Below are 15,508 nucleotides of genomic sequence, written 5' to 3' on the forward strand. Positions count from 1 at the left end.
TTAATTAAGTATTGAAACGTCAATTTTTAAATTACCCAAAATATGTTTTTTCAATTTAAGTTTTTCCTCTTCTTCTAAGGAATCTTTATTCTTAAAAATATTTTGAGCTTCACTTTGTGCATATTTTAATATGTTTAAATCTCTAGGAAACTGAGAAATTTTTAAAGTATTAATTCCAGACTGTTTAACACCTAAAATATCCCCACTTCCTCTAAGCTCCAAATCTTTATTAGCAATATAAAATCCATCAGTAGAGTCTGTCATTACCTTCATCCTTTCCCAGGAAATTTTACTTTGTGAAGTATTATATAAAATACAATAACTCTTATGTGAAGATCTGCCAACTCTACCTCTTAGTTGATGAAGTTGAGCCAAACCAAAGCGTTCTGCATTATAAATTAGTATAACAGTTGCATTTGGTACGTTAACACCAACCTCAACTACTGTTGTGGAAACTATTACGTCAATTTCACCTTCGCTATATTTTTCCATTACTTCATTTTTTTCATCATTTGACATTTTTCCATGAAGTAAAGCTATGTTTAAATCGCTAAACTGATTTTCCTTTAAATATTCATAAACTTCTGTAGCCGAATCCAATTCAAAATGTTCGCTTTCCTCTATTAAGGGACATATTACATAGGCTTGTCTTCCCTTTTTTACTTCATTTTTTATAAAAACAAGCGCCCTATCCAACATAGTTTCATTAATCGCTATTGTATCTATTTTCTGTCTGTTTGGAGGCATAGTATCTATTGTAGATATATCAAGATCTCCATATAGTACAAGAGCTAAAGTTCGTGGAATCGGCGTTGCAGTCATAACTAAAGTATGAGCGGATTTTTCTTTAACATTTAAAGACTGTCTTTGCCTAACTCCAAATCTATGTTGCTCATCTGTAACATTTAAACCCAGATTATGAAATTCCACATTCTCTTCAATTAAGGCGTGTGTTCCTATTAAAATATCAATTTCACCATTGTAAATTCCCGTTAAAATTCTATTTTTATTTTTAACAGATGTACTTCCAACCAATAATTCAACTTTTACTCCTAAGGGTTCTAATATATTTCTGAAGTTTTCTAAATGTTGCCTTGCTAAAATTTCTGTAGGCACCATTATCGTAGACTGGAAACCATTTAAAAAAGTTAAATACATTGCCACAATAGCTATAATTGTCTTTCCGGAACCCACATCACCTTGTAAAAGACGATTCATCCTCTTACCCGAGGTCATATCTTTAAAAATTTCTTCAACTACCTTGCTTTGACCGGAAGTTAATTTAAAACTTAAATTATTAATAAAATTATATATTTCACTTTCTAACTTATAGGGTTTCACTTCCATCTCTATATCTTTATTTCTTAAAGTGAATAAAGTCAATTGGAAAAAGAATAACTCTTCAAAAACCAATCTCTGTCTGGCTTTAATCAAACTTCTTTTATTTTTAGGTATGTGAATGTTTTTAATAGATTCATTTTTATCCATCAAATCGTATTTTCTTATTAATTGGGCAGGAAGATTCTCTTCAAATAATTTTAAATCTACAACCTGTTCAACTGCTTTTATAATTTCATTATTACTTATATCTTTTTTAAGAGGATAAATCGGATAAATTTTCCCGAATTTGTTTTTTTCACTTAAAATTTTAAAAGATGGATTTGTCAATTGCACTTGACCTTTAAATTTTGTAACTTTTCCGGAAATTAAATATGCTTCACCTATTTTAATTTGATTTTTAATATATCTCATATTAAAAAAGCTCATCTTTCCCGTTCCGGAGTTATCTTCTATTAAAAAAGAAGTAATTGACAGATTTCTTTTTATTCTTCTATCTTCTAAAACAGATAATACTTTAACTATAAAAGTTGCTTTCTCTTCAATGTCAGCTTCATATAAAAGTTTGAAATTACTTTGATCTTCATAATCCCTCGGATAATAATTTAATAAATCTCCTATGTTTTCTATTTCCAACTCGGCAAATTTTTTTCCTCTTTTTTCTCCAATTCCTTTGAGTGCGGTAATTTTACTTTCTAATTTCAATTTATCACCTTCTTATTTGAAAACCTCACATTTTAAATGTGAGGCTTAAATTATTCTAATGAAATTATATAGTAATAAAGCGGCTGTAAGCCATCTATTAAATCAATATCCAAATCTGTATATTTTTCTTGAAGTTCCTCTAATAGTTCTTGAGCATCTTCTTTTCCTACATCTTCACCTCTATAGAGAGTTATCATAGAAATATCATCATTTATTAAATTCTCTATTAATTCAACAGTAGTGGTTTTTATATCTTCATTACAAGATAAAATTTCCTTTCCGCTAAGTCCAATAATATCTCCTTCACTTATGTCTTTTCCATTTATTTGAGTATCTCTTACAGCGTAGGTAACTTGAGCAGAAATTACATCTTTAATTGCACTGTTAATATTTTCAATATTTTTATCTAAGTCTGCTTCATAGTCAAAGGAAAGTAACCCAGCCACACCTTGAGGAATTGATTTTGTACCTATTACATAAATATTTCTCTCGCTTAAATCTCTAGCTTGTTCAGCTGCAAGTATAATATTTCCATTGTTGGGAAGTATAAACACATTTTCACCACTTACATTATCAATAGCATTTAAAAAGTCTTCAGTACTTGGATTCATAGTCTGTCCACCCTCTACTATATAGTCCACACCAAGAGATTTGAAAACTTCGTTTATACCTTTTCCTATTGAAACTGAAATGAAAGAATATTTTTTGTCAATTTTATTTTCTTCTTCGCTTTGAGCCTTAGCCACATCTGCTTCATCAAAAAGTATTTCTCGATGTTGATATCTCATATTATCTATTTTAATATCCTGAAGACCGCCTAACTCAACTCCATATTCCAGTGCTTTCCCCGGATTATTAGTATGAACATGTACTTTTATTAAACCCGTACCTTCTCCGCCTACTACTAACAAACTATCGCCTAATTTCGCAAGCTTATTTTTAAAGCTATTGAGGTCATTATAATCAGTATTAATTATAAACTCTGTACAATATCCATACTTTATATCTTCATTTACAGGTTTAAAACTAACTTCTTTCTGTGCTTTCTTCTTCAATATATCATCATCTTCTACATTTTCAATGTTTTCACCATTTAATGCTTTATATGCACCTTCAAGTAAAACAACTAAGCCCTTACCTCCTGCATCTACAACACCTGCATCTTTAAGCACTTGTAGTTTTTCAGGCGTTTTATCAAGAGATTTATTGGCTTCAACTATTACATCTTTAAGAAATATCAGAATATCATCGTATTGCTTAAAGCTTTTTACAGCAAAATCAGCTGTTTCTCTACCCACTGTTAAAATAGTTCCCTCTGTTGGTTTCATCACCGCTTTATAGGTAGTCTCTGACGCTCTTTTAAAGGCATATGCCAGTTCTTCAATAGAAGCTTCGCTTAACCCTTCTAAACCCTCAGAAAACCCTCTTAACAGCTGTGAAAGTATTACTCCAGAATTACCTCTGGCACCCATTAGAGAACCCCTTGCTGCAGCTTTTGCTATCTCTTCAATATATTCATCTTTTTCAACAAGTTCAACTTGTTTTAAAGATGATTTTGCCGTAAGAGACATATTAGTTCCCGTATCTCCATCTGGAACAGGGAATACATTTAGCGCATTAACCTCTTCTTTATTTAATATGAGGTAGTTCACTGCACCAATAATGGCCTTTTTAAGCAATACACCATTTAATTTGTTTGTTTTCAAAGAACTGCCTCCATTATTTTAATCTTATTCCCTCTACAAAAACTTCAATATTATCAACCTTTAATCCTGTAAGATTTTCTATATTAAATCTTACTCTATCAATAATATTTTCGCCTACAACCGATATTTTTACTCCATATTCAAGCACAACATGAAGTTCTATATTTATTTGATTATCCTCAGTACTAACTTTTATTCCCTTAGATAAATTGTCAAATTTTAAAATTTCCAAAAGACCATCTGTGGCACTTTTTGAAGCCATACCTACGATTCCATAGCTTTCCATAGCAGAAATCCCAGCTATATGGGCCAAGACAGTGTTTTCAATAATTATATTTCCGCCATCAGTTTTAACATTTGCAGACATAATGCACCTCCTAAATACTAGCTTTTACACTATTATACCATCAAAATCAAATTTCAGAAAATATATTTTAATAATGTAAAAACAATTTGCCAAAATCCATATATCTGTGGTAAAATGAGTAAGCTATGAAAGAATCAAGGAGGTGTCACTATGTCAAGAAAATGCGACGTATGTGGAAAGCAAAAGCTTTTCGGAAATACTATTTCTTTTTCACATAAAAGAGGCAATAGAAGCTGGTCTCCTAACATTAGAAGAGTAAGAGCTGTTGTAAATGGCCAATCTAAAAGAATTAATGTTTGTACTAGATGTTTAAGATCTGGAAAAGTGGAAAGAGCAATTTAATTTATTTAATTTTTAATATCTTGCAAAATATTAAAAATAGGACTGTTTATCAGTCCTTTTTTATTTTAAAACCTTTACGGTTTTTGGAGCGGAAAACGAGATTCGAACTCGCGACCCTCGCCTTGGCAAGGCGATGCTCTACCACTGAGCCATTTCCGCATATATTATTTAATTATTTTGTATTATAACATATAGCTAAAATCTGTCAATAGATTTAAAACTACTATAATACCATCCCTTTATATTGTAACTTAAGCTTTAAAAGTTTTAATATAAAGAATACTTTCTGTGAGAAATGAAGTGTGAGAGCCACACTTCATTTCTAATGTTACACTAACTTTGTAATCATATTATTTAATTCCTCTTTATCAAAGGTATACTTTTTATTACAAAAATGGCAACTAAGTTCCACCTTACCATCTTCTTCCAAGATGTTTTCCAATTCATCTTTACCCAATGCTATTAGTGCACTTTCCACTTTCTCCTCTGAACAATCACATTCATAATAAACTTCTTTTACATCAAGGAATTTTACCTTTAACCCTTTTAAAATTAAGTTTATAATATCTTCTGCACTATGTCCCAAACTTATTAATTGAGATACATTTCCTAAATCCTTTAAATTATCTTCTATTAGAGAAATCACTTCTTCTTCAGCATTTGGCAAAAGTTGTAATATAAAACCTCCTGCTGCCTTAATAGTGTAGTCCACATCAACTAAAACTCCCAAACCTACAGCAGAGGGAATCTGTTCTGACGTATATAAATAATTTGCTATATCCTCGGCAATTTCACCTGACACTAGGTTTACCTGACCTACATAAGGCTCTTTAAGACCCATATCTGTTACTACTGTCAAAATTCCCTTTCCAACTAAAGCTCCTACATCAATTTTATTGTCCGACTCTCGTATAGGTTTATCAGCTAACGGATTATTTACATATCCTTTGATTTTTCCGTCATTTTTCCCTGTCACTACAATTCGTCCAATAGGACCGTCACCATTTATATTTATAGTTATAGAATCTTTTTCATTTTTTAAAGAATTGGTCATTAATAAACCTGCTGTTAAAGTTCTTCCAAGTGCAGATGAAGCTGTTCTTGAAAGATTATGTGTAACTCTGGCTTTTTCAACAACCCCTGTAGTAATTCCCGCTGATATTTTTATGGAACCACTTTCGTCAATTGCTCTTACAATGTAATCCATACTACCTCCTAGCCACATAAACTAATCTATTTGAATCTTTTAATTCAGTATTGGAGTTATTATACTCATTATATACTGAAACTTCTTTAAAACCGCTTTTTTTAAGAGCATTGACAATAAAACTATTGTCATATGCCCTCTCAATATGTTCTTCATAAAATCTCTCATAGAGATTGTTTTTTTCAACAAAAAAATTTACGCTAAAAATATTTTCCTTACTTGTATCATTAAAGAAATTTTCCCAAACATAGAAAATGCCGTCGACTTCTTCCACATAAGTCTTTTCCATATTTAAAAATTTATATTCTGTATTTAAGTCGAAAATGAAAATACCGCCATCTTTTAATAAACTAAAGGTGTTTTTAAAGGTTTCCTCTATTTCCTTAGGGACAATAATATAGTTTAAACTATCGCAACAGGAAACTACCATATCATAAATTCTATCTGATTTGAAATCCTTCATGTTATGGTTAAATATCCTTAATTTATCACTTCTAATTTTATTTGATAAAATAGATAACATATCTACTGATAAATCAACTGCATCAACTTCAAACTCTAATAATAACTTTTCTGTTAAATTACCGGTTCCACATCCTAGTTCTAATAATTTTTTACTTTTTATCCCACTATTTCTATATACATCATCAATGAAATTATAAACTTTATCATAATCAAAATCATACATCAGTTTATCATATATTTGAGCAAATTGATTATATACCATTTATATTCTTTACCTCTGTAACTATGTCTTTTAAAGTGTCTCCCGCTTGTTCGTGAAATACTAAATCAGCGTTTCTATCTTCAGGAGTAGGCGTACTATTAATAATAATCAATCTATCTACATACCTAGGTAAGAAATTTACCGGAGATACAGTTAAACTTGAACCTACAACTATTAAAAGCTCTGTTGTCTCCAACTCCATTACAGCTCTTTGAAAATCATCAGGCATCATATCACCAAACATAACTACATTTGGTCTTAGAGTTCCACCACAATTATCACACTTAGGTGGAATTTCATTTTTTTCAACTTTAGCTTTCATAACGCTGAAATCATAGGATTTACCGCAGTTTATACAGTGAATCCCCCTTGTCTCCCCATGAACTTCATACATTCTTTCACTTCCCGCCTTGGCATGAAGATTATCTATATTTTGAGTAATTACTCCACTTAATAATTTTAGCCTCTCCAATTCTGCCAAAGCTATATGACCCATATTTGGTCTCTTGTCATTTAAGTCCTCTAAAATTTTATAACCTTCAGAGTAAAATCTTTTTGGATTTTTTAGTAATACATCTCTTGACAGCGCACTTATAGGATCCATTTTTTGATAATAACCCGTCTCCGATCTAAAATCCGGAATACCAGACTCAGTGCTTATTCCAGCTCCCGTTAAAGCAAAGGATTTTTTTGAACTTATTATAAGTTTTGCAGCCACTTCAATTTTTTCATTATAATTTTTAATCATACTACCACCTCTTAAAATACAATTGCATAATAGATAAAATACAATATTACTAAAGCCACTATTGGCACAAAATTAAAAAGATCAATACTTTGAATATCTCTCACTCTTACTCTGGACTTTAACTTACTTTCTCTTATTTTCTTTTCCCTATTCATCTGCTTAAATAACATTCGCAACAATACAGCCGATGCTATTGATATTAAAAACAACATTATAATTAGAAACAATTGGAGTGAACCTATGTCTTGAGCTATATCAGTTTGTTTTAAATAATTAAATATCGTATCATTTAAGTACTTTGATGTAAAAATAGCTATTAAATTATTTGTAAAGTGCCCTAAAATAGCAGCAAATAAAGATCCGGTTAGCTCTAATAAGTTTCCAAATAAAATCCCCAACAAGAAAGGAGCTACAAAATTTTGAATATCAAAATGGAATAAGGCAAAAACCAATGATGACATAACTATTGCAAATTTTCCACCATAGATGTCATAGGAATTTATAAGTGCTCCTCTAAAAAACACCTCTTCGCATATAGCAGGAACTATACACATTACCAACAAATATCTAAAAAAAGACTCTTCTTTTAATAAAATATCCATGGAAAAGTTTTTAAATTCCACAAAAGAAGATAAAAAAGATAAAAATATTCCATTTAATAAAAGAATTATCGGATAACATAGTATAACAACTATTACCACCCTTATTATATTAATAAAACTTAATTTTTTTACTCTTAATACTTCAGTTCTTTTCCCGCTTCCACAAAGTAACAAAGCAGGTATTAAAATTATAAATATCTCATTAATTAATGTACCTTTAAAAAAATCTTTACTCTGTATATGATAACCTATAGTCAAGAAGAAAATTGACAAAACTAAAGTAAAAGTATTAACACTTAATACATTTAAATTTTTCTTCTTATATTTTGTTTTTTTAAATTTCTTCATAAAACTGTCTGTATGAAATTTTTGAACTAAAGTTCCATACTTCCTCCTGAATTTTATTAAGCTAATACTATTATAGCATTTAAACAAATTAGTATTAATTTCTATTTACAATATAATATACTATAATAATGTAATTAATCAATTCTACAAAATAAATCTTTAAGATTTTAAAGTATATTAAAATTTGTTATATATTTTAATATAATGTTATAATAGTAATAATAAATTTAACAAATAGTTAGGAATGATTATGTGAATTCAAATAATTTAGAACTTGCTCAAAACAAATTGATATTACTTTATATAATTAAAAATTCTAATGGTGAATTTAATGATGAACAACTCACAAAGTTTATATTGGAAATTAATTTGTTTAATTTTTTCTATTTCAAACAATATATTGCTGAATTAAGTGAAAGCGAATTTATTTTTTTAGATAATGAAGAGAATTACAATGTTACTAATGAGGGACTTAATACATTAAATATGTTTGTAAATGAACTCCCTACTACTATTTTAGAGGAAATTGACACATATCTCAACACCTTTAAGAAAGATTTAATTTCAAAAAAGTCCATAATAGCCAAATATTATAAAGATGACTTTGATAGAATATATGTAAATCTAGCTATAAAGGAATCAAATGTGGAAATTTTTAATTTAACACTAGAAGTTCCCACAAAAGAATATGCAAAAAAAATTACTGAAAAGTTTAAAATTCAACCTGAGGTACTTTATCTAAAAATAATTGAACAATTAGATATTTAAAGATGCATAAAACTATGCATCTTTAAAACTTTTATTTATCAATTCTTTTGTTTCACTTACAAGATATAAGGAACCAGAAATAACTATCATATCTTTTGACGTAGAATTATTTACTGCAATATCGATTGCTTCTTTTAAACTGCTTATTATTGATACATTTGACATGTACTTGTTTGCCTCTTCCAGTAGAACTGTTAACTCCGTCTTTCTTGATGTGGAAAGGTCCACAATTATTAGTTTATCAGCATACTTGGAAAATTCATGAATCATTTTTTCATGTTCCTTATCATCTAAAATGGAAGTTATAATTGTCAATTTTTCATACTTAAATAATTTAAAGCTTTCTGTAAGTCTTAAAATCCCATCAAAATTATGAGCACCATCTAATAGAACTAAGGGATTTTCTCTTATTTTTTCCATTCTTCCCGGCCAAAAAGCTCTTTTTACTCCTGCTCTAATTTCTTCATCAGATAAGCTTAGCAAATTTCTATTTCGAAGTTCCATAATTGACATAATACTTAGAGCTGCATTATCTAATTGATAGTAGCCCACCATCTTAATTTCTAAATCCTTTAAAATTTCATCTTTAAACTTTAAATCAAATTTGGACCCAGACTTATCAATTTCTAAATTTAATATTTCTAAATCACTTAAATCATAAAAAGGCGCATTTTTCTCCAGTGCTTTCTCTTTTACAATCCTTCTAATTTCCGGATCTGTATTTGAAGAAGTACATAATACTCCTTCTCTGATAATTCCGGTTTTTTGATGTGCTATTTCTTCAATTGTATTACCTAAAAATTGCATATGGTCCATTGAAATAGGTGTTATAACACTTAAGATTTTATCCTGTGTTTCAACTACATTTGTACTATCAGATAATCCACCCATTCCAACTTCTAAAACACAATAGTCACACTTATTCTCTTTAAAGTATAAAAATCCAACAGCTGTAATAAATTCAAAGTAAGTGAGCATTTCAAAATCATCAATTATTTTTTCTTCGGCTTTTAAAACTTTAATTGATAGGCTTGTAAAGTCTTCTTCACTTATTTCTCTGTCATTTACTACGATTCTCTCAGTATACCTTTCCAGATGTGGAGAAGTATATAGTCCAACTTTATAATCACCGCTATTAATTATGCTATATAGAAACTTTGAAGTTGAACCCTTTCCATTTGTACCTGCAACATGCAAGTACTTAACTCCCAAATGGGGATTGTCCAAATATCTTAAAAGTGACTTCATTCTTTTAAAATCATAGGACTTCCGTTTTCCCTCTCTACTTTCAATGTTTTTAATTACCTCTTTAAAGTTCATCTCAAATTCTCTTTCACTTTCTCAAGTCTCTTTTCAATAGAAGCCAACATCTCTTCATACTTCTTTTGCTTTTCTCTCTCTACATTAACTAATTTTTCAGGTGCTTTCTCCACAAAACTTTTATTTGACAGTTTACTTGCAGCTCTTTTTATTTCAGATACAATAGAATCTTTTTCCTTATTTAATCTTTCAAGTTCCTTTTTATAATCTACTAAGTCTTTAAGAGGAAGTAAGATTTCAGCCCTATCTAAAATAATAGATATATTGTCATCGTCAATATTCTCCTTACTATTTGTTAAAGTTAAACTTGTAGAATACCCTAGATTTAAAAATTGTTCTTTATTTTCAGTTATTATTTCCTCAATTTCCTTTGACTCTGTAAAGATTATAGTATTAGACTTTTTGCTGTTTTCTATATTCATTTCAGCTCTTGCATTTCTAATTCCTCTTATAGCTTCTTTAATATAGTTAATAGCAACCTCTTCTCTTTCAAATATATATTCTTCTTTTAAAATAGGCCACTTTGAAATTATTAAAGCTTCTTCAGTGCCGGGCAAATGTTGCCAAATTTCCTCAGTTATAAAAGGCATAAATGGGTGAAGTAATTTTAAAACATTCTTTAAAACATATAACAAAACTTTTTTTGCACTTTCTTTATATGGTGATTCTTCCCCATAAAGTCTAGGTTTTACCATTTCAATATACCAGTCACAGTAATCGCTCCAAATAAAATCATATATTTCCTGAGCAGCCATTCCTATTTCATACTTATCAATTTTTGAAGTTACACTAGTAATTAAGTTTTGTAAATGAGATAGTATCCACTTATCTTCATTTTTCAAATATTCTTCATTGATTTTTTCATCAATATTATCTTCTAAATTCATAAGAACAAATCTTGTTGCGTTCCAAAGCTTATTTGCAAAATTTCTATTTGCCTCTACACGTTCAGTATAAAATCTCATATCATTTCCGGGAGTGTTACCAGATATTAAAGTAAATCTTAAGGCATCAGCTCCATACTCGCCTATTATATCGAGAGGGTCAATTCCATTTCCTAAAGATTTACTCATCTTTCTTCCCTGTGAATCTCTAACTAAACCAGTTAAAAAAACGTCTTTAAAAGGCACCTCTCCCATACACTCTATTCCGGAAAATACCATTCTAACTACCCAGAAGAAAATAATATCATATCCTGTAACAAGTACATTTGTAGGATAGAAATATTCTAAATCCTCAGTCTTTTCAGGCCACCCTAAAGTTGAAAAAGGCCAAAGCGCAGATGAAAACCAAGTATCTAAAGTATCTTCATCTTGTTTAAAGTGTAGTCCTTCATAGCCCTTTGTTCCTTCTGGATTACTTTTTGCTGCTACAACTTCACCTGTTTCAATACAGTAGTAAACAGGAATTCTATGTCCCCACCAAAGCTGTCTTGATATAGTCCAATCTTTAATGTTTTCTAACCAATGAACGTAAATTTTTGAAAATCTCTCTGGAATAAAATCCAATTTACCATCATAAAAAGCTTTAAGTGCAGGCTCAGCTAAGGGTTTCATCTTTACAAACCATTGTTTTGAAAGCATTGGTTCTATTACAGTTTTACATCTTTCGCAATGACCAATTGAGTTATGATGAGCTTCCTCCTTAGAAAACAATCCCAAATTTTTAAAATCTTCTATAATTTGCTTCCTTGCTTCATATCTATCAAGTCCAAAATATTTTCCGGCATTTTCATTTAAATGAGCATCATCTGTAAAAATTTTTAATTGGCCTAAATTATGTCTCTCTCCTACTTCAAAGTCATTTGGATCATGAGATGGTGTTATTTTAACAGCACCTGTACCAAATTCCATATCTACATATTCATCGGCAACTATTGGAATCTTTTTATTGTCCATAATTGGAAGTAATACATTTTTACCAATTAAATCTGTATATCTTTCGTCCTTAGGATTTACTGCTACAGCTAAATCTCCGGGAATAGTTTCCGGTCTGGTTGTAGCAACTTCAATATAGCCACTTCCATCTTCAAGAGGGTATTTGAAACTCCAAATAGAACCGTCACTTTCCTCATGTTCAACTTCAGCATCGGAAATAGCAGTACCGCAATTTGGACACCAGTTTATTATTCTATCTCCTCTATAAATTAGACCCTTGTTGTAATAATTTATAAATACCTCTTCAACTGCATTGGAAAGCATTTCATCAAGAGTAAATCTATCTCTTGACCAGTCACAAGATACTCCCAATTTTTTAAGTTGGTTTTTAATAGTTCCGCCATATTTTTCAGTCCATTCCCAAGCTTCCTTTAAAAAGTTTTCTCTACCTAAATCATCTTTAGATTTCCCTTCGGATTTTAATTTTTCCACTACCTTTGCTTCTGTGGAAATTGAAGCATGATCTGTTCCGGGCAACCACAATGCACTATAACCTTGCATCCTCTTAGTCCTAGTTAGTATATCCTGAATTGTATTGTTTAAGGCATGCCCCATATGCAAGTTTCCTGTAACGTTTGGAGGGGGCATCATTATAGTATAGGGTTTTTTTGTTTTATCTACTTCCGCCTTAAAATAGCCGTTGTCCATCCAATAACTATATAATCTTTCTTCAAAATCCTTTGGATTGTAAGTTTTTGCTAATTGTTCCATCTTTCCTCCTAAATAAAATAAAAATCCTTCGTCGTATAAGGACGAAGGACGTGGTACCACCTTAATTTCCGATAAATCGGCTCTATAATTTAACGCTTACACGTTGTAGACTTGTCCTCTACAAAGCAGAAAAGTAACTTTCACTTTAATGAAATCAATATTTTTCACCAACCAATATCTCTCTTAAGAATCATTAAAGCTACTTAGCTTCTCTATTGCCTTATTTAATTGTTTTTATTATATGAACAAACAAATTCTTTGTCAACAGTCTTATTTTACTTAGCTATAAATCCCATTTTTCTATATACTTTTCTCAATGTCTTATTAGCTAAATAGCTTGCTTTTTCTGCCCCTTCTCTATAGACTTTTTCAAGATATTCTCCATCTGAGCGAATTTCCTTAAATCTTTCTCTTATTGGACGAAGACCTTCCACCACTACTTCTCCCAAATCTTCTTTAAAAACTCCATAACCTAAATCTTTGTAGTAATCTACTACTTCCTCTGAAGTTTTTCCACTAAAAGCAGTGTAAATATCTATTAAATTTTTAATAGCTAATTGGTCATCTGAGTAGTTTATTTCCCCTATGGAATCTGTCACTGCTCTTTTAATTTTTTTTCTGGTCTCATCCTCTGAATCCAATATTAAAATATAACTATTTTTATCAGGATCGGACTTGCTCATTTTTATAGTCGGATCCTGCAATGACATGATTTTAGCTCCAACTTTAGAAACTAAAATCTCAGGAATCACAAATGTCTCTGAGTACCGTGAATTAAATCTCTGGGCTATGTCTCTTGTCAGTTCAATATGTTGTCTTTGATCTTCACCTACAGGTACAAAAGAAGATTGATATAATAAAATATCTGCAGCCATTAAGACCGGATAATTTAATATTCCTGCTAAAACTTCCTTTGACCTTTTCGATTTATCTTTGAATTGAGTCATTCTTTGAAGTTGTCCCACAGAGGTAATTGTATTTAATATCCATGCTAATTCCGCATGAGCAGGTACGTGAGACTGAATATAGATTATACTCTTTTCAGGATCTAAACCAGCCGCTAAGTATAAAGAAAGAATGTCCAATGTATTCTTTCTTAAATCCTTAGGCTCTTGAGCTACAGTTATAGCATGCATATCCACAATACAGTAGAGGCAGTTATACTCTTCTTGAAGTTCTCTAAAGTTTGAAAGTGCTCCTATATAATTACCAAGGGTAAGTAATCCCGAAGGTTGTATCCCGCTATAAACTACTTTCTTTTCCATTTAAATTCTCCTATCTCTTTAAAAGTTTTTCTGTTAATCTATTTACTTCATATTTTATTTTTTCTTCATCAACTGTTAATATTTCTCTATTTTCCATAATAACTTTGCCATCTACAATTAAATCTGTTACATAATTTGAATTTGTACTATAGCAAAGAGCGGAAATCATATTATTTTTAGGTGTGAAGCCCAGAGCATTTAAGTCATACAATGCAATATCCGCCAAAGCATTTTCAACTATAATTCCATTGTTAAAGCCTGTCAACTTTCCCCCATTTAACGTTGCCATTTTTAAAATTTCAATAGCAGGTACAGATGTAGCATCTAAGGTTACCGCTTTATTCACAATTGATCCTATATGCATTTCCTCTATTAAATCTTGATTATTATTAGAAGAAGATCCGTCTGTACCAATACCCAACTTAATTCCTTTTTTCAACATCTCATCTATTGGCGCAAAACCGCTTGCCAATTTTAAATTAGAACTTGGATTATAAATTGGATATACGTCTTTTTCACTTATTAAATCAATTTCTTCATCTGTTAAATGAACGCAATGGGCTGCTACTACTTTTAAATCAAACATACCCAAATCATTTAAGTACTTAGCCGGAGTTGTTGAATGTTCCTTTAAGCAATCCTCCACTTCTTTTTTAGTTTCCGATAAATGAGTGTTAATTACACCATCGAAACTTGCAGCTATATCCATTAATTTAATTAAGTACTCCTTAGAGCAAGTATAAATTGAATGCGGAGCAGGGACTATTTTAACTCTGCCATTACCTGAATTATGATAATTTTTATAAAGTTCAAGTAATTCATCAATTCTCTCGTCACCACCACCCGAAATATCCATCATTCCCCGTGTAAGAACCCCTCTAATTCCAGACTCTATAATTCCATCTGAAACTCTATCCATTGAATAATACATATCATATACTGTACCAACTCCACTTTTAATATTTTCAACTATTGAAAGCATACTTGCCCAGTAAATATCTTCTGAAGTTAATTTATCTTCCACAGGCCATATCTTTTCATTTAGCCATGTATTTAAATCTAAATCATCTGCTAAATTTCTCATCATTGTCATACCGAGATGTGTATGCCCATTGGTATAGGCAGGTACTGCCAATTTTCCTGAACAATCAATAATTTTATCAGCCTTAATATCAATTTTAGAACTAATCTTTGATATTTTATTGTTTTCAATTAAAATATCATAATTATCTTCTATTTTTTCCTTTTCAATATTTAAGTATGAAACATTTTTTAATAATATCATATTCATCCTCTTTAAAAATTTTAAATATATTTTTTAATAATTATAACAGATAATATTATATCATTATTTACAAATTTTACTTATTTTTTTACAAAACTCATTTACAAAAACGCGTATTTTTAGTATAATACT

13 protein-coding genes, 1 tRNA gene and 1 other annotated feature are annotated in these 15,508 nt (G+C 30.3%); of the genes, 2 read left to right on the forward strand and 12 right to left on the reverse strand.

The genetic code is table 11. From position 1 onward, the window contains the following. The 3 genes from recG to EF514_RS04725 are packed head-to-tail and all read right to left on the reverse strand — an operon-like array spanning position 1 to position 4,116. Complete coding sequence (recG, locus tag EF514_RS04715) at positions 1–2,043, reverse strand: ATP-dependent DNA helicase RecG (protein WP_127724281.1); 2,043 nt, start codon at positions 2,041–2,043, stop codon at positions 1–3. Positions 2,044–2,093: 50 nt separating this feature from the next. Further along, positions 2,094–3,749, reverse strand: coding sequence for a DAK2 domain-containing protein (locus EF514_RS04720; RefSeq protein ID WP_127724282.1), 1,656 nt, complete (start codon positions 3,747–3,749; stop codon positions 2,094–2,096). A 13-nt stretch (positions 3,750–3,762) separates the two neighbouring features. Next, on the reverse strand, positions 3,763–4,116 hold the full coding sequence (locus tag EF514_RS04725) for an Asp23/Gls24 family envelope stress response protein (protein WP_127724283.1): 354 nt from the start codon (positions 4,114–4,116) through the stop codon (positions 3,763–3,765). 150 nt (positions 4,117–4,266) lie between these two features. Between EF514_RS04725 and rpmB the strand changes: the two genes are divergently transcribed. After that, complete coding sequence (gene rpmB / locus EF514_RS04730; protein ID WP_127724284.1) at positions 4,267–4,458, forward strand: 50S ribosomal protein L28; 192 nt, start codon at positions 4,267–4,269, stop codon at positions 4,456–4,458. 84 nt (positions 4,459–4,542) lie between these two features. On the opposite strand, the gene EF514_RS04735 is transcribed toward rpmB, so the two are convergent. The 5 genes from EF514_RS04735 to EF514_RS04755 form a co-directional block, all read right to left on the reverse strand. Then, positions 4,543–4,617, reverse strand: a tRNA-Gly gene (locus EF514_RS04735). A gap of 169 nt (positions 4,618–4,786) precedes the next feature. Further along, complete coding sequence (hslO, locus tag EF514_RS04740) at positions 4,787–5,665, reverse strand: Hsp33 family molecular chaperone HslO (protein ID WP_127724285.1); 879 nt, start codon at positions 5,663–5,665, stop codon at positions 4,787–4,789. Between the two features lies 1 nt (position 5,666). After that, the gene (locus EF514_RS04745) at positions 5,667–6,392 is read right to left on the reverse strand and encodes a class I SAM-dependent DNA methyltransferase (protein WP_127724286.1); all 726 of its coding nucleotides are present in this window, start codon (positions 6,390–6,392) and stop codon (positions 5,667–5,669) included. Continuing rightward, the gene (locus EF514_RS04750) at positions 6,382–7,140 is read right to left on the reverse strand and encodes an SIR2 family NAD-dependent protein deacylase (RefSeq protein WP_127724287.1); all 759 of its coding nucleotides are present in this window, start codon (positions 7,138–7,140) and stop codon (positions 6,382–6,384) included. The genes EF514_RS04745 and EF514_RS04750 overlap by 11 nt, the downstream gene beginning before the upstream one ends. 11 nt (positions 7,141–7,151) lie before the next feature. Then, positions 7,152–8,090, reverse strand: a complete 939-nt coding sequence (locus EF514_RS04755; RefSeq protein WP_127724288.1) for a type II CAAX endopeptidase family protein — start codon at positions 8,088–8,090, stop codon at positions 7,152–7,154. A gap of 252 nt (positions 8,091–8,342) precedes the next feature. Here EF514_RS04755 and EF514_RS04760 point away from each other — a divergent pair, with 252 nt between their 5' ends. After that, positions 8,343–8,858 (forward strand): DUF4364 family protein, encoded by a 516-nt coding sequence (locus EF514_RS04760; protein WP_164845546.1) that lies wholly within the window; start codon positions 8,343–8,345, stop codon positions 8,856–8,858. 12 nt (positions 8,859–8,870) lie between these two features. Here EF514_RS04760 and EF514_RS04765 read toward each other — a convergent pair whose 3' ends face one another. From EF514_RS04765 to EF514_RS04780, 4 genes are all read right to left on the reverse strand, one after another. Beyond that, positions 8,871–10,178: a bifunctional folylpolyglutamate synthase/dihydrofolate synthase gene (locus EF514_RS04765; RefSeq protein ID WP_127724290.1), complete on the reverse strand. Its 1,308-nt coding sequence runs from the start codon at positions 10,176–10,178 to the stop codon at positions 8,871–8,873. Continuing rightward, on the reverse strand, positions 10,175–12,826 hold the full coding sequence (locus EF514_RS04770) for a valine--tRNA ligase (RefSeq protein WP_127724291.1): 2,652 nt from the start codon (positions 12,824–12,826) through the stop codon (positions 10,175–10,177). Before EF514_RS04770 ends, EF514_RS04765 begins: the two co-directional genes overlap by 4 nt. Positions 12,827–12,860: 34 nt before the next feature. Then, positions 12,861–13,051 (reverse strand) — a binding site (T-box leader). A gap of 50 nt (positions 13,052–13,101) precedes the next feature. Next, a complete protein-coding gene (gene trpS / locus EF514_RS04775; protein WP_127724292.1) occupies positions 13,102–14,091 on the reverse strand; it encodes a tryptophan--tRNA ligase in 990 nt (329 codons plus the stop codon). A gap of 10 nt (positions 14,092–14,101) precedes the next feature. Then, complete coding sequence (locus EF514_RS04780; protein WP_338067651.1) at positions 14,102–15,376, reverse strand: amidohydrolase; 1,275 nt, start codon at positions 15,374–15,376, stop codon at positions 14,102–14,104. Between the last annotated feature and the right edge of the window lie 132 nt (positions 15,377–15,508).

Origin of the sequence: Anaerosphaera multitolerans (genome assembly GCF_004006535.1) — a bacterium.
Taxonomy (GTDB): domain Bacteria; phylum Bacillota; class Clostridia; order Tissierellales; family Peptoniphilaceae; genus Anaerosphaera; species Anaerosphaera multitolerans.

Excerpts from the sequence above, each read along its gene's own strand:
- EF514_RS04780 (WP_338067651.1), bottom strand. The coding sequence starts at position 15,376 with ATGATATTATTAAAAAATGTTTCATACTTAAATATTGAAAAGGAAAAA.
- hslO (WP_127724285.1), bottom strand. The coding sequence starts at position 5,665 with ATGGATTACATTGTAAGAGCAATTGACGAAAGTGGTTCCATAAAAATA.
- trpS (WP_127724292.1), bottom strand. The coding sequence starts at position 14,091 with ATGGAAAAGAAAGTAGTTTATAGCGGGATACAACCTTCGGGATTACTT.
- EF514_RS04725 (WP_127724283.1), bottom strand. The coding sequence starts at position 4,116 with ATGTCTGCAAATGTTAAAACTGATGGCGGAAATATAATTATTGAAAAC.
- EF514_RS04755 (WP_127724288.1), bottom strand. The coding sequence starts at position 8,090 with ATGAAGAAATTTAAAAAAACAAAATATAAGAAGAAAAATTTAAATGTA.
- EF514_RS04770 (WP_127724291.1), bottom strand. The coding sequence starts at position 12,826 with ATGGAACAATTAGCAAAAACTTACAATCCAAAGGATTTTGAAGAAAGA.
- EF514_RS04765 (WP_127724290.1), bottom strand. The coding sequence starts at position 10,178 with ATGAACTTTAAAGAGGTAATTAAAAACATTGAAAGTAGAGAGGGAAAA.
- EF514_RS04745 (WP_127724286.1), bottom strand. The coding sequence starts at position 6,392 with ATGGTATATAATCAATTTGCTCAAATATATGATAAACTGATGTATGAT.
- rpmB (WP_127724284.1), top strand. The coding sequence starts at position 4,267 with ATGTCAAGAAAATGCGACGTATGTGGAAAGCAAAAGCTTTTCGGAAAT.
- EF514_RS04750 (WP_127724287.1), bottom strand. The coding sequence starts at position 7,140 with ATGATTAAAAATTATAATGAAAAAATTGAAGTGGCTGCAAAACTTATA.